Source organism: Pseudomonas sp. S36 (genome assembly GCF_016647875.1).
Classification (GTDB): Bacteria; Pseudomonadota; Gammaproteobacteria; order Pseudomonadales; family Pseudomonadaceae; genus Aquipseudomonas; species Aquipseudomonas parafulva.
Window position 1 is genome coordinate 1 of the sequence record NZ_JACVVG010000058.1, and the last position, 24666, is coordinate 24666.

At 65.8% G+C, this 24666-nt stretch carries 14 protein-coding genes; 4 read left to right on the top strand and 10 right to left on the bottom strand.

The features are described from left to right. On the bottom strand, positions 1-2169 hold a 2169-nt coding region (locus IAE36_RS21370), incomplete at its 3' end, for a condensation domain-containing protein (RefSeq protein WP_236409157.1). Next, the gene (locus tag IAE36_RS21375) at positions 2156-10090 is read right to left on the bottom strand and encodes a non-ribosomal peptide synthetase (RefSeq protein WP_201214574.1); all 7935 of its coding nucleotides are present in this window, start codon (positions 10088-10090) and stop codon (positions 2156-2158) included. The genes IAE36_RS21370 and IAE36_RS21375, both read right to left, overlap by 14 nt. A gap of 177 nt (positions 10091-10267) precedes the next feature. Here IAE36_RS21375 and IAE36_RS21380 point away from each other — a divergent pair, with 177 nt between their 5' ends. After that, on the top strand, positions 10268-11236 hold the full coding sequence (locus IAE36_RS21380) for a siderophore-interacting protein (protein WP_201214576.1): 969 nt from the start codon (positions 10268-10270) through the stop codon (positions 11234-11236). A 38-nt stretch (positions 11237-11274) separates the two neighbouring features. Here IAE36_RS21380 and IAE36_RS21385 read toward each other — a convergent pair whose 3' ends face one another. The 8 genes from IAE36_RS21385 to IAE36_RS21420 form a co-directional block, all read right to left on the bottom strand. Then, positions 11275-12666: an aspartate aminotransferase family protein gene (locus tag IAE36_RS21385; RefSeq protein WP_201214578.1), complete on the bottom strand. Its 1392-nt coding sequence runs from the start codon at positions 12664-12666 to the stop codon at positions 11275-11277. A 91-nt stretch (positions 12667-12757) separates the two neighbouring features. Continuing rightward, complete coding sequence (locus IAE36_RS21390; RefSeq protein WP_201214580.1) at positions 12758-14080, bottom strand: ATP-binding protein; 1323 nt, start codon at positions 14078-14080, stop codon at positions 12758-12760. Further along, the gene (locus IAE36_RS21395) at positions 14077-14760 is read right to left on the bottom strand and encodes a response regulator (protein WP_028632190.1); all 684 of its coding nucleotides are present in this window, start codon (positions 14758-14760) and stop codon (positions 14077-14079) included. The genes IAE36_RS21390 and IAE36_RS21395 overlap by 4 nt, the downstream gene beginning before the upstream one ends. 94 nt (positions 14761-14854) lie before the next feature. Next, complete coding sequence (locus tag IAE36_RS21400) at positions 14855-15418, bottom strand: nucleotidyltransferase family protein (RefSeq protein WP_201214581.1); 564 nt, start codon at positions 15416-15418, stop codon at positions 14855-14857. Then, a complete protein-coding gene (locus tag IAE36_RS21405) occupies positions 15415-16386 on the bottom strand; it encodes an XdhC family protein (RefSeq protein ID WP_201214583.1) in 972 nt (323 codons plus the stop codon). The genes IAE36_RS21400 and IAE36_RS21405 overlap by 4 nt, the downstream gene beginning before the upstream one ends. 3 nt (positions 16387-16389) lie before the next feature. Continuing rightward, positions 16390-17601, bottom strand: a complete 1212-nt coding sequence (locus tag IAE36_RS21410) for a cytochrome c (protein WP_201214584.1) — start codon at positions 17599-17601, stop codon at positions 16390-16392. 2 nt (positions 17602-17603) lie between these two features. Further along, a complete protein-coding gene (locus IAE36_RS21415) occupies positions 17604-18140 on the bottom strand; it encodes a (2Fe-2S)-binding protein (RefSeq protein WP_201214585.1) in 537 nt (178 codons plus the stop codon). Further along, positions 18133-20967, bottom strand: coding sequence for a xanthine dehydrogenase family protein molybdopterin-binding subunit (locus IAE36_RS21420; protein WP_201214586.1), 2835 nt, complete (start codon positions 20965-20967; stop codon positions 18133-18135). Before IAE36_RS21420 ends, IAE36_RS21415 begins: the two co-directional genes overlap by 8 nt. Positions 20968-21249: 282 nt before the next feature. Here IAE36_RS21420 and dsbD point away from each other — a divergent pair, with 282 nt between their 5' ends. The 3 genes from dsbD to dsbG are packed head-to-tail and all read left to right on the top strand — an operon-like array spanning position 21250 to position 24564. Beyond that, positions 21250-22968, top strand: coding sequence for a protein-disulfide reductase DsbD (gene dsbD / locus IAE36_RS21425; protein WP_201214592.1), 1719 nt, complete (start codon positions 21250-21252; stop codon positions 22966-22968). Then, positions 22968-23804: a TlpA disulfide reductase family protein gene (locus tag IAE36_RS21430; protein WP_201214595.1), complete on the top strand. Its 837-nt coding sequence runs from the start codon at positions 22968-22970 to the stop codon at positions 23802-23804. Before dsbD ends, IAE36_RS21430 begins: the two co-directional genes overlap by 1 nt. Position 23805: 1 nt before the next feature. Next, complete coding sequence (gene dsbG, locus IAE36_RS21435; RefSeq protein WP_028632185.1) at positions 23806-24564, top strand: thiol:disulfide interchange protein DsbG; 759 nt, start codon at positions 23806-23808, stop codon at positions 24562-24564. Positions 24565-24666: the final 102 nt, after the last annotated feature.

Here is a 24666-nt window from a genome sequence, read left to right on the forward strand (position 1 = left end):
CACCACCAGGCGGGCACCGACCATCAGCGGCCAGAAGAACTCCCACACCGACACGTCGAAGCTGAACGGGGTTTTCTGCAACACCGTGTCGCTGGCCTCCAGGCCATAGGCCTGCTGCATCCAGCACAAGCGGTTGGTCAGCGCCTTGTGGCGGTTGCCCGCACCCTTGGGTTTGCCGGTGGAGCCCGAGGTGTAGATCACGTAGGCCAGGTTCTCGGGCCCAGGCTGCACACCGGTCGCCTGGGTCGGGTAGGCCAGGTGGCCCTGCCCGTCCAGGTTCAGCACGCGCACTGCATCCGGTACCGGCAGCTGGGCACGCAGGTGCGACTGGGTCAGCAACAGTTCGATGCCGCTGTCTTCGAACATATAGGCCAGGCGGTCACGGGGGTATTCCGGGTCCAGCGGCACGTAGGCGCCACCGGCCTTGAGCACCGCCACCAGGCCCAGCACCATCTCCAGGCTGCGCTCCACGGCGATGCCCACCAGTACATCCGGGCCCACACCCTGCTCGATCAACTGGTGCGCCAGCTGGTTGGCCTGCTGGTCCAGCTCGCGGTAGCTCAGCTGGCGCTCGCCGAACACCAGGGCCACGGCGTCCGGGGTCCTTTGCGCCTGGGCCTCGATCAGGGTGTGGACGCAGGCGTCCAGCGGGTAGGCGTCGGTCGCGGTGGCATTCCACTGCACGACGATGCGCTCCTGCTCGGCCGTGCCCAGCATCGGCAACTCGCCCACCGGTTGCCGGGGGTTGGCGACGATGGCCTGCAGCAGGTTCTGCCAGTGCTCGGCCAGGCGCTCGATGGTGGCACGGTCGAACAAATCGGTCGCGTAGGTCAGGTTGGCCGACAGGCCTTCGGCAGACTCGACAGTGTCCAGCGTCAGGTCCAGCTGTGCGGTGTGGTTGTCCCACTGCAGTGCTTCCACCGCCAGGCCGTTACCTACCTGGCCCAGCCGGCGGCTGTCCTGGTGGTTGAACATCACCTGGAACAGTGGGTTATGGCTGAGGTTGCGCTCTGGCTGCAAAGCCTCCACCAGTTGCTCGAACGGCAGGTCCTGATGAGCCTGCGCATCCTGCCCGGTCAGGTGCACCGCATGCAGGAAGGCGTCAAACGGAAGGGGGCCATCGAGCAGGCCCTTGAAAACCTGGGTGTTGACGAACAGGCCGATGAGGCGCTCGGCCTCGGCTCGGTTGCGGTTGGCATTGGGTACGCCAACCCGGATATCGGCCTGACCGCTGTAGCGATGCAGCAAAACCTGGAAGCTGGCCAGCAGTACGGTGAACAACGATACATCCTGTTGCCGGGCCAACTGCCGCAGGCTATCACGCAGCGCTGCGGGCAGGTGCACGCCCAGGCTCGCGCCGCGCAAGCTTTGTACAGCCGGGCGCGGGCGGTCCAGCGGCAGCGGTAACACTGTCTGTTCGCGCCCAAGTTGCGCTTGCCAGTAGGCCAGTTGACGCTCACGCTCGCCGGCCTCCAGCCATTGGCGCTGCCACATGCCGTAGTCGGCATACTGGATCGACAATTCGGGCAACTGCGCCACGGTGCCCAGGCAGGCGGCTTGGTAGAGCGCCAGCAGTTCCTCGACCAGCACACCCATCGACCAGCCATCGGTGATGATGTGGTGCAAGGTCAGCACCAGTACATGATCGTCACTGGCCAACTGCAAAAGGCAGGCGCGAATCAGCGGTTGCGCCGTGAGCTCGAACGGACGCTTGGCCTGTTCGGCCACACATGCCTCGATGGCCTGCGTCGGGTTTGCCTCGCCCGCATTCCGATGCTGCACTGCAAAACCCAGTTCTTGCGGCGTTAGAATGCGCTGCCAAGCCTGGCCATCCTCCTCGACGAAGCGGGTTCGCAAACTTGCCTGGCGTGCGATCAGACCCTGCAATGCCTGTTCCAGGGCGCCAGCCTCGAACTCACCCTTGAGCCGTAGCGCCGTACAGATGTTGTAGGCCGCCGATTGTGGTTCGAGCAGCCACAAGAACCACTGGCGCTGCTGTGCGTAGGAAAGCGGTAACAAGCCGCTTTCGCGTGCGGGCACGATCGGCAGGCGGGCGACGTTGACACCCGCCTGGTGCAGTTTGCGGTACAGTTGCTGGCGCTTGTTGCCGTCCAGCCCCCGGATGCGTTCAATCAGTTCCTGGGAACGTGCTGGATCAGGCTTGAGCATTGTTTTCCTCCAGTTCATCGAGCGCGTCGAAGATCAGGTCGAGTTCGTCAGTGGATGCCTGCCCGGCCGCGGCACCTTCAAGGTAATCCGCCAAATCGACGAGCTTGCGCAATCCTTGGAATGCCTTGATGGGCAGTTCGATGCCAAATGCGTTGCGAATGCGCGACAGCAGCATGACTACCTGCAGCGAGTGCCCGCCGAGTTCGAAGAAGTCATCGTCCAGGCCCACTTCGGGCACACCGAGCACCTCGCACCATAGGCCGGCCAACTGGCGCTGGGTCTCATCAACAGGTGGCCGATGGGCGACCCGTCCCTGACCTGGAGCCACGCTCGGCAGCGCTTTGCGTTCGAGTTTGCCGTTAGGGCTCAGTGGCAGGCGGTCGAGCAACAACAGGTAGGTGGGCACCATGTATTCGGGCAGCAGCGCCTTCAGGCGGGCCCTGAGTACGTCGCGCAACAGGGCCTGTGCGGCCTCATCGGCGCTGTCCAGCGCAGCAGGCACCACATAGCCCGCCAGTTGCACGTCGGCACCACTGCCCACGGCCAGCACTGCGGCTTCACGCACTTCAGGCTGCTCCAGCAGGCGCGCCTCAATCTCGCCCAGTTCGATACGCAGGCCGCGGATCTTCACCTGATGGTCGATACGCCCCATGTACTCGAGCACCCCATCGGCGCGCTGGCGGGCCAGGTCGCCGGTGCGGTACAGCCGCTGGCCATTACCGAACGGGCTGGCGACGAAGCGCTCGGCGGTCAGCCCCGGACGACGGTGGTAACCCCGCGCCAGGCCTTCACCGCCCAGGTACAACTCGCCCACCAACCCCGCCGGTAACGGCGACAGGTCGTCAGCCAGCACATAGGTGCCCAGGTTGGCGATGGGCTGCCCGATCGGTACGCTGTCCAGGCCTTCGTCGCGGCAGGTCCAGTGGGTGACGTCGATGGCAGCCTCGGTAGGGCCATAGAGGTTGTAGAGCCCGGCATTCGGCAACTTGGCGAACACCTGCTGCTGGGCATCCACCTGCAGCGCCTCACCGCTGCAGACGATGCGTGTAAGGCTGGTGCAACGCGACACGCCTTCATCCTGCAGGAACACCTGCAACATCGACGGTACGAAGTGCAGGGTGGTGATGCCCTGTTGCTCGATCAACCGCACCAGCCGTGCCGGCTCGCGATGATCGCCCGGCGCCGCGACCACCAGGCGGGCACCGGCCATCAGCGGCCAGAAGAACTCCCACACCGAAACGTCGAAGCTGAATGGGGTTTTTTGCAACACCGCGTCCGTGGCATCCAGACCGTAGGCCTGCTGCATCCAGCACAGCCGGTTGGTCAACGCCTTGTGACGGTTGCCTGCGCCCTTGGGGTTACCGGTGGAGCCGGAGGTGTAGATCACATAAGCCAGGTTTTCCGGCTCAAGCTGTACCTGGGGCGCAGTCAGCGGGTAGTTCAGGTGAGCCTGCCGGTCGAGACACAGTGCACGCAAACCCGCTGGCAGCGGCAATTGTGGCAGCACCTCGGTCTGTGTCAGCAGCAACGCCATACGGCTGTCATCGAACATGTAGGCGAGGCGTTCGCGGGGGTATTCGGGGTCCAGCGGCACGTAGGCAGCACCGGCCTTGAGCACCGCCAACAGGCCAAGGACCATCTCCACGCTACGCTGGGCGGCGATGCCGACCAATACGTCCGGGCCCGCGCCCTGCTCGATCAGTTGATGGGCCAGTTGGTTGGCCTGCTGATCCAGCTCGCGATAGCTCAGCTGACGCTCGCCGAACACCAGAGCCACGGCATCTGGCGTCTTGCGCGTCTGGGCTTCGATCAACGTATGTACACAGATGCCCAACGGGTAATCGGCACCGGTGGCGTTCCACTGCTCGACCACCTGCGCCTGTTCGGGCGCAGTAAGCATGCCTAGCTCGCCAAGGGCGCGTTGTGGGTTTTGCGCCAGGGCGTCGAGCAGCTGTGCCATGTGGCCATTGATGCGGCGGATGCGCTCGGCGCTGAAGTATGCCAGGTCGAAGCTGTAGTGCAGCGCCAGGCGCTCACCCTGGGTCACGCCCAGGGTCAGTGGGTAGCTGGTCAGGTCACTGTGCCTGGCCGGACCGAACTTCAGGCCCTGCGGTGCTCCGCGCTCCAGCGCCTCGGAAACCGGGAAGTTTTCAAACACCAGGATGTTGTCGAACAGGGCCTCACCGCTATGGCCGACCCAGCCCTGCACTTCGAACAGGGCACTGTGTTCGTGCTCGCGCATGGCCAGGCTCAGGTCCTGCAGGGTATGCAGCCATTGCGCCACGGTTTGTTGCGGGTGCGGGCTGGCGGCCAGGGGCAGGGTATTGATGAACAACCCCAACTGGTTTTCCACCCCCGGCAGATCAGCCGGGCGACCGGCCACGGTGGTGCCAACGGTGACGCAATCCTGGCCGGTGTAACGCTGCAACAGCAACAGCCAGGCAGCTTGCACCAATGTGTTGAGGGTAACTTTCTGCTGCCGCGCGAAGGCGTTCAGGCGCTGGGTCGCGGCCGTGTCGAAATCATGGTGCAACAGCTCGTGGCCGCTGCCACTGGCAGGCTCGGCGCCTGTCCGGGCCAGCAGCGTCGGCGCCTCGAACGCCGCCAGGCGCTCTTTCCAGAAGCGCTCGCTGCTCTGCGCATCGCGCTGCTGCAGCCACTGGATGTAGTCGCGATAACGCCCCAGCGGGCGTTCGGACGCCTTGCCGTGGTATCGCTGCATCACCTCACCCAGCAACTGCGAGCTGCTCCAGCCGTCCATGAGGATATGGTGGTGGGTGAACATCAGGTGATGACGATGTACGCCGGTACGCACCAGCGTCAGGCGCAGCAAGCCGGGGCGCGACAACTCGAAGCCACGGGCGCGGTCCTGCTCGGCCAGTGCCTGCAGGGCGCCGTCCAGGTCACCGCTACCGCGCCAGTCAACGCAGGTGAAATCCAGCGGCAGGTGGCGATGGATGATCTGCAGCTGCTGGCCGCCGCCTTGCCAGACGAAGGCGCTGCGCAAGATACCGTGGCTATCCATCGCCGCCTGCCATGCGCCGCGGAAACGTTCGACGTCAAGGCCATCCACATCTACGCACAACTGGTTGACGTACTCGCCGCTGCCCTGCTCCAGCAGGCTGTGGAACAACATGCCCTGCTGCATGGGCGACAGCGGGTAGATATCCTCGACCTGGCTGGCCGGCACCTCAAGCGCATCCAGCTGGGCCTGGTCGATGCCCGCCAGCGGGAAGTCGGACGGCGTGACACCCATGGCCCCGGGCTGGCAGCAATGCTCGACCAAGGCGCGTAGCTGCTCGTCGAAGCTGGCGGCCAGGTGGTCGATGGTAGCGGTGTCGAACTGTGCACCGCTGAAGGTCCAGCGCATCTCCAATTCACCGTCGTAGACCTGGCCCTCCACCTCCAGCCAGTTACCCAGCGGTGCATCTTCGCTCAATTCGGCACCCGCGCCTTCGTGGGCGGGCACCAGCAGCGCACCTTCGTCGAAACTAGCGTCGAACTGCCCCAGATAGTTGAAGGTCACGCGTGGCTGCGGCAGTGCCGCGAGGGTATCGCGCACCGGCTGTGGGCCAAGGTAGCGCAGCACGCCGAAGCCCAGGCCTTTGGCCGGCACCGCGCGCAGCTGTTCCTTGATGGCCTTGAGGCTGGCCGCCACGTCGTCGTGGGCTGTGAGGCGTACCGGGAACAGGCTGGTGAACCAGCCCACGCTACGGCTCAGGTCGATTGCGGCGAACACGTCCTCACGGCCATGGCCTTCGAGCTGGATCAGGGCGTCGGCATGGCCGGTCCAGCCACACAGGGTCCGGGCCAGGGCGGTGAGCAGCAGGTCATTGACGTGGGTGCGGTAGGCGGCAGGCGCCTGCTGCAACAGTTGGCGGGTGGCCTGGCGATCAAGACGGCTGCGGACCACCTGGCGGTGACGGCTTCGCAGGCTGCCCTGCGGGCGATCGCACGGCAGGTCGAGGGGGGCATCGCGCAATACGCCGGCCCAATAGCCCAGCTCGTCCTGCATGGCCTGGGTTTGTGCCCATGCGCTCAGGCGCTCGGCCCAAGCCTGGACCGAGCTGGTCTTGGCTGGTAGTTGCACCGGCAGGCCTTGCAGCGACTGGCTGTACGCCTGTTGCAGGTCCTCCAGCAGGATGCGCCAAGACACACCATCCACGACCAGATGGTGAATAGCCAGTAGCAGGCGCTGGCTACCATCATCCAGCGTCGTCAGTACCGCACGCAACAGTGGACCCTGGGCAAGGTTCAAGCTGGCCTGCGCCTGGGCGTTCACTTCGACAAGCTGCCCAAGGGACACACCCTCGTGCACCCATAACAGGTCTTCATCGCCCGAGATCGGCGCGGCGATCCGTGCTTGCCAGCACCCCGCCTGTTCCAGGAAGCGCGAGCGCAACACGTCGTGATGGGTAACGATCGATCCCAGTGCCTGGCGCAGGGCATCAGCCTGCAAGGCTTGCTTGGGTTGCAACAGCAATGCCTGGTTCCAGTGGTGGCGCGCCACAATGGGCTGGGCAAGGAAATCGCACTGAATCGGCAACAACTCCAGCGGCCCGTGCACCGGGCCCTGGGCGATCACCACACCCTCCTCGCCCTGGCGAGCGACACTGGCCAGGCCCTGTACGGTCTGATGCTGGAACAGGTCCTTGGGGCTGAACAGCAAACCGGCCTGACGGGCACGGCTGACCACCTGGATCGACATGATCGAGTCGCCGCCCAGCTCGAAGAAGTTGTCGGTGACACCGACCTGCTCGCGCTTGAGCACATCTTGCCAAATGGCCGCGATTCGCTGTTCCAGCGCAGTGCGTGGCGCCACGTGGCTGCGCTGCATCTCGTTGGCATCGGGGCGTGGCAGGGCCTTGCGGTCGAGCTTGCCGTTGGGGCTGAGGGGGAACTGGGCCAGCAGCAGCAACTGCGCCGGCACCATGTAGTCGGGCAGATGCGCTTGCAAGCCGCTGCGAATGGTTTCGCGCAGGGCAACCTGGGTGGCCGGATCGGCGTCGACCAGGTCGCGCTCGGCCGGCACCACATAGCCCACCAGTTGCAGGCCATGGGCACCCGGTACCGCCAGTACCAAGGCATCGGCTACTTCATCGCGCTCCAGCAGACGCGCTTCGATCTCACCCAGCTCGATACGGAAACCTCGGATCTTCACCTGGTGGTCGATTCGACCGGCGTACTCGATCACCCCTTCGGCATTGAAACGGGCCAGGTCGCCCGTGCGGTACAGGCGTGCGCCAGCACCGCTGTACGGGTCAGGGATGAAACGCTCGGCGCTCAACCCTGGACGCTGGAAGTACCCACGCGCCAGCAACTCACCCCCGATCACCAGTTCGCCGACCACCCCTACCGGCGCCGGCAAGCCATTGTCGTCCAGCACCAGGATATTGCGCCCTGGTAGAACGGAGCCGATCGGCAGGGTCAGCGGGATCAGGCGCTTGCCTTGCACATAGTCGTCGCAATCGAGGGTAGTGGCGGTGACCGTCGCCTCGGTCGGGCCGTAGGTGTTGAGCAAGCGCACATGGCCCAGCCCGGCCTGACGCCAGGCCAGCAGGCCTTCCGGCGGCATCGCTTCGCCGCCCCCGTGCACCTGGCGCAGTACGCCATAGTCACGCGGGCCGACGGTGGCGAATTCCTTGGCCAGCATGTGCCAGTAGGCGGTGGTCAGGTCCATCACGCTGATGCGTTGCTCGACCAGTTGGCGATAGAGGGTTTCGGCGTCCCAGATCTCACTGCCGCGGATCACCACCGAGGCACCGCAGATCAATGCCGGGTAGAGCTGTTCGACGAAGCCGTCGAAGTTGAAGGTGGCGAACTGTAGCACCCGGTCGGCAGCGCTCAGCTCGAAGAAGCCCAGCGACACGTGGGCGTGGCGCACCAGCGCACGGTGGCTGATACCGACGCCTTTGGGCCGGCCGGTGGAGCCGGAGGTGAACATGACGTAGGCCAGGTTACCGGGCAAGGCGCGGTTGGCCAGGTCGCTGTCGTCGCTCTGTGCCCAGGCTTCCTGATGGTCCAGGCAGAGGGTTTGCACACCCTGGGGCAGCGGCAACCGCTGCAGCAGGCTGTCCTGGGTCAGGACCAGGCGGCTGCCGCTGTCTTCGATCATGCACTGCAGGCGGTCGGCCGGGTATTGAGGGTCGAGTGGCACGTAACCGCCACCGGCCTTGAGCACCGCCAGCAGGCCGATAACCATGTCCAGGCCGCGCTCCAGGGCGATGCCGACCAACACCTCACGGCCCACGCCACGGTCGACCAGGGTGCGGGCCAGGCGATTGACCCTGGCATTGAGTTCCCCGTAAGACAACTGCCGGCCCTCGAAAACCAGCGCGACTGCCTCGGGCGCACGGGCGGCCTGGATCTCGAACAACTCATGCACCGTCAGCTCGTTGGGGTATCGAGCCTCGTTGCGGCCCCAGCCCTCCACCACCTGCTGGTATTCCTGCGGGTCCAGCAGTGCAATGTCGCCGATGCGCTGGGCCGGGTTGGCGACCATCGCCCGCAACACGCTTTGCCAGTGCCGGGCCAGGCGCTCGATGGTCGGCGCTTCGAACAGGTCACAGGCGTAGGTGAAGGCGGCATTCAAGCGGCCACCCTGCTCAAAGGTGTCCAGGCTCAGATCGAATTGGGTGGTGCGACTTTCCCACTCGATGACGCTCAGTTCCAGGTCCTTGCCCACCGTCAGGCGAGTGACGTCAGCCACTTCCGGCTGGTGGTTGTACATCACCTGGAACAACGGGTTGTAACTCAGGCTGCGTTCAAGCTTGAGGGCGTCCACCAGGCATTCGAACGGTAGGTCCTGATGATCCTGGGCGCCCATGCAGGTGTCTTTGATATCAGCCAGCATCTCGGCCACCGAGGTCATGCCGTCAAGCTGGCTACGTAATACCTGGGTGTTGACGAAAAAGCCGATCAGGCCCTCTGTCTCGTTGCGGTTGCGGTTGGCGACGGGTACGCCGATGCGCAGGTCGCCCTGGCCGCTGTAGCGGTGCAGGACAATGTTGAATGCCCCCAGCAGCAGCATGAACAGGGTCACCCCCTGCTGGCGGGCCAGTGCGCGCACCTGCTCGACCAGTTGCTCATCCAGGGTCAACTGGTGGCGGCGCCCCGCGTACGTCGGCTGCACCGGGCGCGGATGGTCACTGGGCAGTTCCAGCACGGGGTGTTCATCACCCAGCTGCGCCCTCCAGTAATCCAGTTGGCGCTGCTGCTCGCCCGCCTCCAGCCAACGGCGCTGCCATAAGGCATAGTCGCTGTACTGCACCGGCAGTGCCGCCAGTTGCGGCTGGTCACCTTGATCATGGCCGTCGTAGAAACGGCAGAATTCATCGATCAGCACGGTCATCGACCAGCCGTCAGACACAATGTGATGCAGGGTCAACAGCAGCACGTGCTCCTGTTCGGCCAAACGTAGCAGGCGTACCCGCAGCAGTGGGCCGTTAGCCAGGTCGAACGGCTGTTGCGCCTGGGCCTCGGCCTCGGCGGCCACTTCGGCTTCGCGCTGCTCGGGCGACAGCGCACCGAGGTCGCGCCAGGCTATGGTCAGCGCCTGCTCGCAGGGCACTTGGCACAGGCTGTCGTCCGGCAGTTGGCGAAATACCGTACGCAGGGTTTCGTGACGTTCGACCAGACTGGCGAACGCCTGCTCCAGCGCCTGAGGGTTGAGTACCCCTTTCAAGCGCACCGCGGCGGGTAGGTTGTAGGCGCCGCTGTGCGGGTCCAGGTGCCAGAGAAACCACATCCGCTGCTGAGCATAGGACAGGGCCTGACGGTCCTGGGCCTCTATATCCCGAGGGATGGGGAACTGGGAGAAATCCACCCCTTCCTTGCGTAGCGCCGCCAGGAACACCTGGCGTTTTTCCGCGGGCAGGCCGATGAACCGGCGAGCGAGTTTCAGGGCGTCTTCAGCATTCATTTCTTGGCATCCGGAGCGTGGGTCGAATAACCCGATGACAGGTCGTCCCTATAGAACGAACCCAAGCCGGAAAAATTAGCGTTGGCCGGCCAGAGCCGGTCAACCGCGCCGGCGTGACGCTAAATTGGCCGGCGCAGGCTTCGTCCAATCGGTGAACCCGATGCCAAAGGACTTGCCATGTCCACCACTTCCACTCTCGCCACTGCCATGCAGCGCGGCCTGCGCAGGCTGGCCAGCGGCCTGGTGCAAAAGCCAAGCGCTTACCGGATGTTCGACCTGCAACTGGTCGACAAGGTCACGCTCAGCCCCTCGCTCTGCCGCTTGGTATTTACCGGGCCCGATGTCGGCAGCATGCAACGCACCGGGCCCGACCAGCGGGTCAAGTTGTTCTTCCCGGCTGCCGACGGCAGCCTGCCCACCCTGCCGCACGGCAGCCACTGGAACGAGGCGCGCAAACAACTGCCGGAAGCCGCCCGCCCGCCCATGCGCACCTACACCATCCGCGCCCTGCGCCGGGAGGCGCTGGAGGTGGACGTGGACTTCGTCCTGCATGGCGTCAACGGCCCGGCCTCGGCCTGGGCCACCCAGGCGCAGGTGGGCGATTGCCTGCAGATGCTGGCGCCCAACCTGGCCTACGAAGGCGACCCTGGGGGTTACGAATGGAAGCCACCCCAGGGTGTACGCACTGTTTTGCTGATAGGCGATGAAACCGCGCTGCCGGCGATTGCCGGCGTGCTCGAAGCGCTGGCCCTGACGCAACCCGACCTGGCGGTACAGGCGTTCATCGAGGTGCCGCTGGAGGCCGATTGCCTGGCGCTAGTGCATGGCAGTGCCGTTCAGTTGCACTGGCTGCCGCGCGACCTGCTGGGCTGTGCGCAAGGGCAGGCCATGCTGCATGCCGTGCGCGAACTGGCAAGCCTGCCGCACGGGCTGGCAGCAGCACCGGCAAAGCTTGAAGACGTGGACATCGACACCCGCATCCTGTGGGAGCAGGCCAGCGGCAACCGCAGCGCATTCCACGCCTGGGTGGCAGGGGAGTCAGGCACGGTGATAGACATACGCCGCTACCTGATCAAGGAGCGCGGCCTGCCACGCGATTGCCTGACCTTGATGGGTTACTGGCGCGCCGGGCGAACCTTCGACTGACGCGCCACAACCGGGGGCGCATGGCCCCCGGTACAGGCTCAGACAGCCGCGACCAGGGCATCGGCAAAGCGCCGTGCCACTTCATCAATCTGCTCGCCACTGATGATCAGCGGCGGCAAGAAGCGCACCACCGCACCATGGCGCCCGCCCAGCTCCAGAATCAGGCCACGCTTGAGGCACTCGCGCTGCACCCGGGGCGCCAGCGCCCGGTGGGCGGGCGGGTGCCCTTGGGCATCCCTTGCACCGTCAGGGTCGACCAACTCCACCCCCAGCATCAGCCCGCGGCCACGGATATCGCCCAGTTGCGGGTAATCCTTCTGCAAGGTGGTGAGGTGCCCGCGCAACCGCTGGCCCATGGCCTCGGCGTGGTCGGCTAGGCGATGCTCCACCAGGTAGTCGAGCACGGCCGAGCCGGCCGCCATGGCCATCTGGTTACCGCGGAAGGTGCCGGCATGGGCGCCTGGCTTCCAGGTGTCCAGCCAGTCGCGGTACACCACCACGGCCAGCGGCAAGCTGCCACCTATGGCCTTGGACAAGGTGACCACGTCCGGCACGATGCCGGCGTGTTCGAACGCGAACATGCGCCCGGTGCGGGCAAAGCCGCTCTGGATTTCGTCGACGATCAGCGCCACCCCGGCCTGCTCGGTGATGCGGCGTACGCCCTTGAGCCATTCAATGTCCGCCGGGATCACCCCGCCTTCGCCCTGCACCACTTCAAGGATCACCGCTGCCGGCAGCGGTACACCGCTTTCAGGGTCGAGCAGCAGGTTCTCCAGGTAATGCAGGTTGGCCTTTACCCCCGCCTCGCCGCCCAGCCCGAACGGGCAGCGGTAATCGTAGGGGTACGGCATGAACTGCACGCCGCTGCCCAGCAGCGCACCCAGTGGTTGCTTGGGCCCCAGGCTGCCCATCAGGCTCAGCGCGCCCTGGCTCATGCCATGGTAAGCGCCCTGGAAAGTGATGATGGTGCTGCGGCCGGTGGCGCTGCGCACCAGCTTGAGGGCGGCCTCCACTGCATCTGTGCCGGTGGGCCCGCAGAACTGCACTTTGGCCTCGCGGCGCAAGGCTTCGGGCAGTACGCCGAACAGGTCCTGGACGAAGCGGTCCTTGACCGGTGTGGTCAAGTCCAGGGTGTGCAGGGGCAGTTCGTCGGCCAGCACGCGCTGGATCGCTTCGACCACCACCGGGTGGTTGTGCCCCAGCGCCAGGGTACCGGCCCCGGCCAGGCAGTCGATGAACTGGCGGCCTTCGACGTCGTCGACATAGATCCCCCGCGCCCGCTTGAGCGCCAGCGGGATGCGCCGGGGGTAGCTGCGGGCGTTGGATTCCTGCTGCTGCTGGCGGTGCAGCAGCGGCGAGTCGGTGAATTCGTACAGGGGCTGCGGCGCATTGGCCGGGGCGACCTGAGCAAGGCTGGTAGCGGTGGACATGGTGAATCCTCGCAAGCAAGCGAATGGGCAGTTGTCGCTTTGGAAACGCTTGGGTGCGAGGAGGATTTAGCGGTTGTTGCTGGATTTCTTGTCAGTGCCCGGCGCGCGCCGGTACCTGCAACAGCACCCGCAACCCATCGGCATGGCTGTCAAAGCGCAGGCTACCGGCGCAGCGCTGCACGATGGCCTGGACAATCGCCAGGCCCAACCCGCAGCCCCCACTCTGCCCATTGCGCCAGAAGCGCTCAGTGAGGTGCTCAAGGTCGGCTTCGGCAATGCCTGGGCCATGGTCGCGCACCATGAAGCCCACCTGCCCATCGGCCATCTGCACCTCCAGCTCTACGGCCTGATCGCCGCCATGGCGCAGGGCGTTGTCCAGCAGGTTGCGCAACGCGGCTACGGCCAATGGCGCCGGCATGCCCAGGTAGACCTGTGTGGCTTCTTCGGGCAAACGCAGCACGATCCGCCGGTTGTCGCCGCCACCTGCATCCTGCACCGCCTGGCGGGCCACCTGCTCGGCGCTGCACTGGATGCCGTCGTCAAACGACAGGCTGCCCTCCACCCGTGCCAGCATCAGCAGCTGCTCCAGGGTGCGGTGCATGCGGTCGGTGCCCTGCTCGGCATGCTCCAGCGCCTGCTCGCGCACGGGGCCATCGGTCATGCGCGCCACCTGCAGGTGAGTCTTGATGGCCGTCAGCGGGCTGCGCAGCTCATGGGCGGCATCATCGGTGAGGCGGCGCTCGCGTTCGATGGTTTGGCCAATGCGCGCAAACAGCTGGTTCTGGGTTTCCAGCAGCGGCTGCAGCTCGCTGGGCATACCGGCTACCTGCAGCGGCTCGACGCTGTCGGGGCGCCGCCGCCGCAGGGCATCGCGCATGCGGTTCAACGGCTCCAGCCCCTTGCCCAGGCCGATCCACAGCAGCCCCAGGCTACCGAGCAGGGCCATGAGCACCGGCGCCGAAGCGGCCAGCAGAATCGACTGGTTCAGGGCCTCGCGCTCCATGTGCCGGTCGGCGGTAGTGATGCGCACATCACCATGGTTGTAGGTAAAGGTGCGCCACGATGCGCCGTCGATGGTCTGGTCACGGAAGCCGCTGCGCTGGTCATCCATGGTGCCGTCGTGCTTGTGGTTGGTCGCCAGGATTTCGCCCCGCAACGAGCTGACCTGGCAGGCCATGCCGTCCGGCACGCTGAGCTGGTCGGCCGCATAGTGGGTGCCTTCGCCCTTGACGCTGAGCGGTTGCGGCAACTGGTCGATGAGCCCGGCCACCATGCGCGCCGACGCCACCAGGCGCTGGTCGAGGGAAAACATCATCTGCTGGCGCAAATCACGCAGCATCCAGGCGGCCGCCAGTACCCAGATGACCACGAAGGCGCTGCCCAGAATGAGGCTGAGGCGTACCCGCAGGCTCATGATGCGGCCCCTTCCGGTGCCTGCGCCGGGCCCAGCCGGTAACCCAGGCCGCGCACCGTCTCGACAATACCGTTGCCAAGCTTGCGCCGCAGGTGATGGATGTGCACGTTGAGGGCGTTGCTCTCGACCTCATCATTGAAACCGTACACGCAGTCCTTGAGCTGGTCGCTGGACAGCACGCGCCCGGGGTTCTGCAGCAATGCCTGCAGCAGTGCCTGCTCACGGCGCGACAGGTCCACCGCCTGGCCCGCCAGGGTGGCCTCGCAGCTGCTGGGGTCGTAGCGCAACGGGCCGTGCTCGATCACGTTCACCGCGCGGCCGGCCACCCGCCGCAGCAGGGTGTGCAGGCGCGCCGCCAGCTCGCGCAGGTCGAAGGGCTTGAGCAGGTAGTCATCGGCACCGGCCTGCAGGCCATCGACACGGTCGGTGACCGCATCGCGGGCGGTGAGCACCAGCACCGGCAGCGTCTCGCCCTGCTGACGCAGGCGGCGCAGCAGCTTCAGGCCGTCTTCGTCGGGCAGGCCAAGGTCCAGGATCATCACGTCGAACTGCGCAGCCTGCAGCATGGCGCGCGCCGCCCCGGCATTGCCCACACGGTCCACGGTCAGGCCTTGGGCAGTAAGGCCGGCGCAGATGCCAGCGGCGATCAGGTCATCGTCCTCGCAGAGCAGAACGTGCATGGTGGGGCTCCCGGATGGTGTGGCAGGCATTGCACCTTGGGCGGATTAAGGGGGGATTATGAACCCTTTGCGGCCCGCTGAGGTGTTTTGCCGGCTACAGCAGGGCGCCGGGTGTGTCGACATCGCGCAGCACACCTGCATCATCCAGGGGCACCCGCACCTGGCGTGCGCCGTGGGCCTGCACGATCACCCGTGCGCCCTGGTCGCCGGCCAGTTGCTGCAGCGCCGGCCACAGGTCGCGGCCAAAGATCACCGGGTGGCCGCTATGCCCGTCATGGCAGGGTACAACGATGGTGCTGGGGCTGGCGGCCTGGGCAAGGCGACGCAAACTGGCCGTTGCAATCCATGGCATGTCGCCCAGCAAAATCGCTACGGCCTGTGCCGGGCTGTCTGCCAGCGAAGCCGCACCGGCGGCCAGGCTGTGCCCCATGCCACAGGCCGCTTCAGGGCTGATGACCAACCTGCAATCGGCCGGGAGGCCAAACGCTTCGGCCCGCTCACCCTCGCGCAGCACGACCCGCACGTCCTCGAACACTGCCCGGGCGTTATCCACACTGTGCGCCAACAGGCTCCGGCCGTCGGCCATGACCGCCAGCCGCTTGTCACCGCCAAAGCGCACGCCACGCCCGGCCGCCAGTACCAGGGCGACCACCGTCACAGGGCAGCCCGCTGGATGCCGTTGCGCACGCGCAGCACGTCGGCGAGCACCGCCAGGGCGATTTCCGCCGGGGTCTTGCTGCCCAGGTTCAAGCCAATGGGCGCATGAATACGGCCCAGCTCCGGTGCACCCAGGCCACCAATGCGCTGCAGGCGTTCCCGACGCTTGTCGGAGGTTGCCCGCGAGCCCATCACGCCGATGTAGAACGCGTCTGTACGCACGGCCTCGAGCATGGCCAGGTCATCGATCTTGGGGTCGTGGGTGAGCGCCACCACCGCCGTGTCGGCATGGCAGCCGCCATTGAGGATGAATTCGGACGGCAGCTCGCGGCGCAGCTCAATGCCGTCGATGTGCACGCCAGCAAGCACCTCTTCGCGGGGTTCGCACAGCACTACTTCGAACCCCATGCCCCTGGCGAACTCGGCGCAGTACTGTGCGACGCTGGAGTAACCCGCCAACAGCAAGCGCTGGGCTGCGCCAACACGCAGTTGCACGCTGTTGCCTTCACGCTGTACCCGCGGGCCCTGGCTGAGGTCGACGGCCAAGCCTTGCAGGCCTTCGGGCACCCTCACCTGTCGCAGCACCCGGCGCTGGCCCAGCAGCGCGCTTTCCAGTTGCCGCAGGTGGCCCTGCACCTCGCAGCTGGGGGCAAGGTTTTCGACCAGCACGTCCAGCACCCCGCCGCACGGCAGGCTCACCTGCGAGCGTGCATCACTGCCATCGCCATAACGCACGATGGCGGCCGGCTCAGGGAATTCGCCCAAGGCCACCCGCTCGAGAAAATCGTCTTCCACGCAGCCGCCGGACAACGAGCCCAGCCACTGGCCAGCGGCATTCACCGCCAGCAGCGAACCCGGCGCACGAGGCGCCGAACCGTAGGTGGCCAGCACCGTGCACAGCCAGACACGCTGGCCGGCACCCGACCACTGCAACGCCTGGCGAACCACCTGTAGATCGAGATGCTGCACGCTTCACTCCGCCTTCAGCTCGGCCAGCTGTTGTTCACTAAAGTCACCGGGCAAGCCACCCCATGCCTGACGCAGATAGTTGACCATGTCGGTCACCTGGCGTTCATCGAGTTTGTCAGCGAACCCCGGCATGGGCTGCATGCGCTCGAAGCCGGTGAATTGCTGCTCGCCAATGCCGTCCAGGATCACCTTTACCAGGTTACGCGAGTCGCCCTGGCGCAGCACGGTGTTGCCTTGCATGGCCACGGCGATGTGCGGCTTGCCCTCGCCTTCCACACCGTGGCAGCCGGCACACACGTTCAGGTACTGCTGGCGCCCACGCTGGGCACTGGCGGCCATCTGCGCCACCGGTACAGGCTCGATCACCCTGGCCTTCGGTGGTGGGTCACCCAGCAGGAAGCTGGCCATGGCCGCGAGGTCGGCGTGCTCCAGGTGCTGGGTACTGTGGTGCACCACCGGGAACATCTCGTTGAACATGCTGCCCTGGGCACTGATGCCCTGCTTGAGAAACGTGGTCAGGTCCGGCTGCGTCCAGCCCCGCTCGGCCAGGTCCTGGGCCAGCAGGCTGGGGGCCAGGTAGCCGTTGAGCAGGCCGCCCTGCAGGCGCTGGTCCTGCTGCAGGGCACCTACGGCATTGCGCGGGGTATGGCATTCGCCACAGTGGCCCATGACCTCGACCAGGTACTGCCCGCGCTGCCATTCGGGGCTTTTACCCGCCACTGGCTGCAACTGCACGCTTTTGCCATACAGCAGGTTCCAGCCGCTGAGCCCCAGCCGCACATTGAACGGAAAGCGCAGCGCCGTCTGCGGGGCCGGGCGGTGGATGGGCGGCACCGTCATCAGGTAGGCAAGAATGGCGTCGGAGTCCTCGCGCCGCATCAGGTGGTACGAGGTGTAGGGCATCGCCGGGTAAAGGTTGGCGCCGTCCTTGCGCTTGCCTTCAGTGAGGGCTGCGAAGAACTCGTCAGCGCTGTAGTCGCCGATGCCGTACTGCTTGTCAGGGGTGATATTGCTGCCGTAAATGGTGCCAAACGGCGAGTCGATCGGCAGGCCACCGGCAAACGGCGCCCCACCTTTGGCGGTGTGGCAAGCCATGCAGTCGGCAGCACGTGCCAGGTACTGGCCGCGCTTGACCTGGGCCGGGTCGGCGGCCAGCACCGGGGCTGCCAGTGCAAGCCCCAGGGCGAGTGCCAGGGTGTTCCGTAGCCAACCCATGTTCAACCCTCCTTCACCAAACCGAGGTCGTCGAGCACCGCACGGGTGGCCTGGTAATAGCGCACATAGCCGGTACAACGGCAGATGTGGTGGCCCAGGCTGGCCTCGATACGGTCCTGCACTTCGCTCTGTTTCAGCGGCTGGCGCTGGGCGGTTTCCACCAGCACCGTAGCGGCGTTGACGAACCCCGGCGCGCAATAGCTGCACTGGAATGCAAACAGGTCGACGAACTTCTGCTGGATCGGGTTCAGCGTCAGGTTGCCGGCCGGGTCCTGGCTGGCATGGCCTTCGATGGTGCGCACCCGCTTGCCCTCGAAATAGTGCGCACCGGTGATGCAGGTGCGCACCTCCTCGCAGGTGCCGTCGGGGTTATCGACAATGACCACGCAGGCATGGCAGATACCCTGACCGCAGCCCAGGCGTGACCCGGTGAGGTTCTGGTGTTCGTGCAGGTAGTCGATCATCGCCAGGTCATCCGGGACTTCGACGGGGCCGACCGGTTGACCGTTGAGGGTCAGTTGCAGGGGACGGTTAGCCATTGAGGGCCTCCTGGATACGGGCTGGGGTGATGGGCAGGTCGCGCACGCGCTTGCCGATGGCATGGGCCACGGCATTGCCGAGGGCGCCGACCACCGGGATCATCACCACTTCGGCAATGCCCTTGGACGGGTCGGTGGGTGACAGCGGCGGCAGTATCTCGCTGGTTTGCGCCCACACCGCCACGTCGCGGGCGTGCGGGAGGCGGTAGCGGTTGAAGTTCCAGTCGCCCTCCCCCCCCGGCCCGCCTTCGTACAGGGGCATTTCCTCGGTCAGGGCGTGGCCGATGCCCATGGCGATGCCGCCTTCGAGCTGGCCCTTGACCAGCTCGGGCACCAGCACCCGGCCGCACTCCACCCAGCTGTGGTGGTCGAGCACCTGCACCTGGTGCGTGCCTTTGTTCACTTTTACCTCCACCAGGGTTGCCACCGGGCTGTAGTAGGTGACCATGGCGTTGTTCAGTTGGGTAACCGGGTACGCAGGGTTCTGCCGGTCGAGCAGGTGGTAGCCATGGCTGGTCATCTGCGCCTTCTTGGCGTTTACCGCCCCCTCGCCGTACTTCACAGCCAGCGCGTCCAGCGGGAAGCGCTCACGCACACCGTCGATGACGAAGTCGGCCTCGGCCCAGCTCCAGCGGTTGAAACCGTGCACGCTGACGCCGGTCACCAAGCCCATGGCGTGGGCCTTTTCGGCCAGCTGGGCAAAGGGGATGGGCGCCAGGCCATTGCCGGTGAGTTCGCCATTGACCCACACCGCGTTTTCCCGGCGCACCACCAGCGGGTTGGCCTGGCCGCCATACGGGCCCTGGCGCCAGATGGCCAGGGCCGCCGGCCACAGGCCGTGGTTGAACAGGGCCCGTGCCGCTTCGCGGGTGGCATGGCTGAAGTAGAACGCCGAGTTGGTCGCGGACGACGGCGAAGCCAGCTTGCCGACCCAGCGCGGGTCGCGCAGGGCAGCATCCTGCTCGGCCTGGGTGATCAGGTACGGGTTGCCGCTGGTATTGAGCTGCAACTCCGGCCATTCGGTCACTGCCGTCTGCACCTCGTCAGCCGAGTGGCCCAGAAAATCGCTGACGACCAGCGCCTGGGAGGTCGACATGCCGGTACCCAGCTCGGTGCCGATATGGCGCAGGCTGATGCGGCCATCGCGGCTGAATTCAATACTGGCCATCGGCGCCTCGGCGCCGGTGCCGAAGTCTTTCTGGCAGATGGCAAAGCCTGTGCCGTACCAGTGGTCCGGGTCGCTGGCCTCGCGCTGCTGCTTGCGCGCGGCCCGCTCGCGCCAGGCCGGGTGCAGCGCTGCCTTGTCGAGAATCTCGTACAGGCGCAAGGCACCTGCAGGTACCGCGCCCTGGGTATTCTTCATGCCCGACTTCAACGCGTTGGCCCGGCGCAGGTCGATGGCATCCACGCCCAGCCGGCCGGCCACTTCGTCCACCATCATCTCGGTAGCAGCCATGGTCTGCAGGGTGCCGTAGCCGCGCATGGAGCCGGCCTCCACAGCGCGGGAGTGATAGGCGGTCACCGACAGGTCGTTCTGCGGCATGTAGTAGATCGACTGCGCGGCGGTGGCACCCACCGCCGCGACCGACGGGCTGTAATTGATGCGCCCGCCACCGTCGCAGGTCATGTCGGCGCGGAAGATCTTGAAGCTGTTGTCTTGCTTGTCCACCGCCAACTGGTAGCGGATGTCGAAGGCATGGCGCTTGATACCGCTCTGGAACTGCTCGTAGCGGTCGTTGGCCAGGCGTATTGGCACCCCGCCGCCGTACAGCGCGGCAACGGCGGCGTAGAAGACGAAGATGTTGTTGTCCTTGGAGCCATAACCCACGGTATAGCCGGGGTGCATGTTCAGCCGGTTCAGGGCGAAGCGTGACGGCTTGATCATGTGCACGCATTCCTGGGCGGCCTCGAACGGGCACTGGGTGGCCACCACGAAATGCAGCGTGGCGCTGGCCGCGTCATACCAGCCATTGCCATTGTCCGGCTCCAGCGCGGCCGGCTCGATGGACGGCGTTTTGAAGCGCTCGTCGAACACCAACCAGCCCTGCGGCGGGTTGGCCAACTGGTCTGCCATGCGGTTGGCATAGAACAAACCCTGTTCGGTCAGGTCGCCGTGCTGGTTGGGCGCTTTGTTCCACACCGGCTTGCGGTTGAGGATGGTGGGAAACAGCGGCGCGTTCTTCAGGCTTGAGAATTCATCCTCATCGAACGGCGTGGCGCCGGCCACCCGTACAAAGCGGAAACTGCCATAAGGGTCGCGCTGGTAAAGCGGTGCCGAGGCGCCGTAGCGGATCACCTTGTCGTTGAACTGCAAGGTACGCTTGGCCTGGCGAAAACGCTCGAAATCGTGCCAGATCAGAATTGCCACCGGGTGGCCGATGAACATCGGGACCTTGCCCGGTGGCAGTAAAGGGTCTGGGGAGTGCGCCTCGGGCCAGGCAATGCCGTCGCGTTCGAGATCGGCAGCCACCACGATGCGGTCGGGCTGCAGGTCGGCGCCCAGCAGGCTCAGGTCAAAGCCTTCGTAAATACGCTCGGCACGGGTAGCTTTCAACATCAGTGCATGGCCCTGCTGGGCGGGCCAGCCGGGCATGTCCTTGGCACGGATATCGCGGGCGAACACCTTGTTGCCGCAGACCTTGGACAAGGCGTCGTTACGAAAACGTGCCTTGCCGTCATGGTTCATCCATTTCTGTGGGGAGGCGGTAACGCGCTCCTCCATCAGTGCTGCGAATGCCTGGCTGCCAAGGGGTGCCATGGTCACGCCGACACCAGCAACCAGCCCGCCTTGCAGGAAGGCGCGCCGGGATATATCACGGTTGGACATGCTTGATCCTCTGGGCTGCGCCGTGCAGCCCATGCTTTTTTGATTCTTGTGCAGGGCTCTGTGGGGGGCAGTGAGCCGAGTCATGCAGGACAAAAAAATTTGACCCAAGCGTCAACTTTACACCAGTTTTGCGCTCGCAATCAAAGTCAAGCTGACATTGTGTCGCGGTGTTTCACATTGGCAGACCCTCCCACGGCTGCCGTTCCAGCCGGCAAGGGTTAACCTTGGGTTAATAAACCCGGGCCAGCATGGCCGCATTCGAAATTCTGCCAAGGCAAACACATGCGCGTTTTTCTGCTGTTTCTGACGGTGCTGCTGGCCGGGCCCCTGCAGGCCAACCCTTTCGCCGTCAAACCTGATTTCCTGCCCGTCGAGCAGGCGTTCGTACTCACCCAGGACCGCCAGGCCGACGGCCAGATGCACCTGTATTTTCAGATCAAGCCCGGCTATTACCTGTACCAGAAACGCCTGAAGTTCGACGGCCTGCCGGCTGAGCAGCACCCGCAGTTGCCGCCCGGGCTCAACCACAATGACGAGTTTTTCGGTGACAGCACGGTGTACCGTGAGCAGCTTGAGCTGGTGCTCCCGGCCAATGCCCAAGGCCAGTTGCGCCTGGGCTGGCAGGGCTGCGCGGACGCCGGCCTGTGCTACCCGCCGCAGACCACGTTGATCGACTTGGGTGGCAGCGCCGCAGCCCGGACAGGCGAACAGGCCAGCGACCAGGCGCTGGCCAGCAACCTGCAGGACGGCAACCTGGCCTGGGGCTTGCTGGCGTTCTTCGGCCTTGGCCTGCTGCTGGCGTTCACGCCCTGCTCGTTGCCGATGCTGCCGATACTGGCCGGGCTGGTGTTGGGCAATGGCGCCAGCGCGCGCCGGGGCTGGCTGCTGGCCGGGGCCTATGTGGTGAGCATGGCCCTGGTGTATGCCGCCTTGGGCGTGGTGGCCGCCCTGCTGGGCGCCAGCCTGCAGGCCTGGCTGCAACAGCCCTGGCTGCTGGGTAGCCTGGCCGCTCTGTTCGTGCTGCTGGCCCTGCCGATGTTCGGTGCCTTCGAGCTGCAACTGCCCGCTGCCCTGCGCGACCGCCTGGATCGTGCAGGCCAGGGCACCCGCGGTGGCAACCTGTACGGTGCGGCCCTGCTGGGTGCGTTGTCCGGCCTGCTGCTGGGCCCCTGCATGACGGCGCCCCTGGCCGGCGCGCTGCTGTACATCGCCCAGAGTGGCGACGTGGTGCAAGGCGGCCTGGTGCTGTTCAGCCTGGGGCTGGGCATGGGCCTGCCCCTGTTGCTGCTGGTGACCCTGGGCAACCGCTTCCTGCCGCGCCCAGGCGCCTGGATGAACCTGGTCAAGGGCGTGTTCGGTTTCGTGTTCCTGGCCATGGCCTTGTACATCCTGCGTACCCTGCTGCCGGCCAGCCTGCTGCTGGCGTTGAGCGGCGCCTGGCTGATTGCCCTGGCCTGGGCGGCGTGGCCGGCGCTGCAACGCCTGCCGGCCTTGCGCGCCGTGCCTCTGCTGGGCGCGCTGTGGGGTGGGCTGCTGCTGGTAGGCGCGGCTGCCGGCGGCGATGACCTCTGGCAACCCTTGCGGCCTTTCACGGGTGGCGGGGGCGCCCCAGCGGCCAGCCAGGCTGGCGAAGACCACTTCGTCACGGTGAACACCCCAGAAGCCCTGCAACGCGAACTGGACGCTGCCAAGGGCCGTGGCCAGTGGGTGCTGGTGGACTACTATGCCGACTGGTGCGTGTCGTGCAAGGTCATGGAAAAACAGGTGTTCAATCGCCCTGACGTACAGGCCGAGCTGGCAGGTGTGCACCTGCTGCGCCTTGACGTCACCGCAGACACCCCCGCCAGCAAGGCCCTGCTGCAGCGCTACCAGGTGCCGGGGCCGCCGACGCTGATCTGGGTTGGCCCTGAAGGCGACGAGCGCCGCGCCAGGCGCATCACCGGCGAAGTGGATGCAGCGGCGTTCGTGCAGCACTGGGCACACACCAGGAGCCAAGGCTGATGCTCACCGTCACCCTGGGGCCGCTCACCATGGCCCTCAACCACCTGCTGCTGCTGGCGGCGTTGGGCATTGCCAGCGTGGTTGGCTGGTGGGTGGCCCGCCGGGGTGGCGAAAGCCCCGAATCAGCATTGTTCAACCTGTTCCTGGTCGGCGTGGTGAGCGCCCGTATCGGCTTTGTCGTGGCCTACTGGTCGATGTACAAGGACGAGCCGTTGCAGGTGATCGACATCCGTGACGGCGGCTTTCTGTTCTGGTCCGGCCTGGTCGGCATGGTGCTGGCGGCTGGCTGGCAGGGCTGGCGCCAGCCCGGGTTGCGCCGGCCGCTGGGGTGGGCGCTGTTCAGCGGCGCCCTGTTCTGGGCGCTGGCCAGCTTGGGCGGCCACCTGTACAGCAAGGGCACCGAGCTGCCAGACCTGACCCTGCGCGATGCCAGTGATCAGCCGGTGGCGCTGCACAGCTACCGTGGCAAGCCGCTGGTGATCAATATCTGGGCCACCTGGTGCCCGCCATGCCGCCGCGAAATGCCAGTGCTGCAGCAGGCCCAGGGTGAGTACCCGCAGGTGACCTTTCTGTTCGTCAACCAGGGCGAGACCCCGGAAAACGTCAGCACCTTTCTCGCAACCACCGGTATGAGCCTAACCCACGTGCTGTTCGACGGCACCGGCCTGCTGGCCCAGCGCGTGGGCTCCATGGCGCTGCCCACCACCCTTTTCTATGACGCGGATGGCCGGCTGGTGGGCAGCCACCTGGGCGAACTGTCCCGGGCCAGCCTGCGTCATGCCCTTGAATCATTCGACCGGGCCCCTGCGCCCGGGCCTGCCGCACAAGGAAACTGACATGCGCATCACCCCACTGCTGCCCCTGACCCTGGCCCTGCTGGCCACCCCTGCCGTGTATGCCGAAGACCTGCCCAAAGCCGTTCAGCAGTTGCAGGCCAAGGGCGCTGTCATCAAAGGCAGCTTCGACGCCCCCAACGGCATGCGCGGCTATGCGGCCGAGTACCAGAACAACGGCCTGGCCTTGTATCTGACCCCGGACGGCAAGCATGTGCTGGTGGGTAACCTGTTCGACGAACAAGGCAAGGACCTCACCGCCGAGCCCCTGCAGAAACTGGTGTACGGGCCAATGACCAAGGCATTCTGGGGCAAGATGGAACAGTCTGCCTGGATCGCCGATGGCAAGGCCGACGCGCCGCGCACGGTCTACCTGTTCAGCGACCCGAACTGCCCGTACTGCAACATGTTCTGGGAGCAGGCGCGCCCGTGGGTAGAGGCTGGCAAGGTCCAGTTGCGCCACATCATGGTGGGCATCATCCGCGAAGACAGCCCGGGCAAATCGGCGGCCCTGCTCGCCGCCAAAGACCCTGCCAAGGCCCTGCAGCAGCATGAAAAGGCCGGCCGCGCGAGCACCCTCAAGGCCCTTGAGCAGGTGCCGGCTGCCGTGCAGCAGAAGTTGGCAGGGAACATGGCCTTGATGCAGGAGATGGGCCTGCAGGCCACACCGGCGATTTTCTACAAGGATGACCAGGGCAACATCCAGAGCCAGCAGGGTGCACCACGGCCTGAGATGCTGGAGAAGATCTTGGGCAAGCGCTGAATTGGCGGGGGGGCGCTGGGTGCTCGCCACAGCAGGGTCTGCGCCTGTGACACCGAGCGCCGCCCGCGCGGCGCATCGCGAGCTGCGCTCGCTCCTACGTTT

Coding starts and splice junctions, on each gene's coding strand:
- IAE36_RS21420 (WP_201214586.1), bottom strand. CDS start 20,967: ATGTCCAACCGTGATATATCCCGGCGCGCCTTCCTGCAAGGCGGGCTG.
- IAE36_RS21415 (WP_201214585.1), bottom strand. CDS start 18,140: ATGGCTAACCGTCCCCTGCAACTGACCCTCAACGGTCAACCGGTCGGC.
- IAE36_RS21375 (WP_201214574.1), bottom strand. CDS start 10,090: ATGAATGCTGAAGACGCCCTGAAACTCGCTCGCCGGTTCATCGGCCTG.
- dsbD (WP_201214592.1), top strand. CDS start 21,250: ATGCGCGTTTTTCTGCTGTTTCTGACGGTGCTGCTGGCCGGGCCCCTG.
- IAE36_RS21390 (WP_201214580.1), bottom strand. CDS start 14,080: ATGAGCCTGCGGGTACGCCTCAGCCTCATTCTGGGCAGCGCCTTCGTG.
- IAE36_RS21410 (WP_201214584.1), bottom strand. CDS start 17,601: ATGGGTTGGCTACGGAACACCCTGGCACTCGCCCTGGGGCTTGCACTG.
- IAE36_RS21395 (WP_028632190.1), bottom strand. CDS start 14,760: ATGCACGTTCTGCTCTGCGAGGACGATGACCTGATCGCCGCTGGCATC.
- IAE36_RS21430 (WP_201214595.1), top strand. CDS start 22,968: ATGCTCACCGTCACCCTGGGGCCGCTCACCATGGCCCTCAACCACCTG.
- IAE36_RS21380 (WP_201214576.1), top strand. CDS start 10,268: ATGTCCACCACTTCCACTCTCGCCACTGCCATGCAGCGCGGCCTGCGC.
- IAE36_RS21385 (WP_201214578.1), bottom strand. CDS start 12,666: ATGTCCACCGCTACCAGCCTTGCTCAGGTCGCCCCGGCCAATGCGCCG.
- dsbG (WP_028632185.1), top strand. CDS start 23,806: ATGCGCATCACCCCACTGCTGCCCCTGACCCTGGCCCTGCTGGCCACC.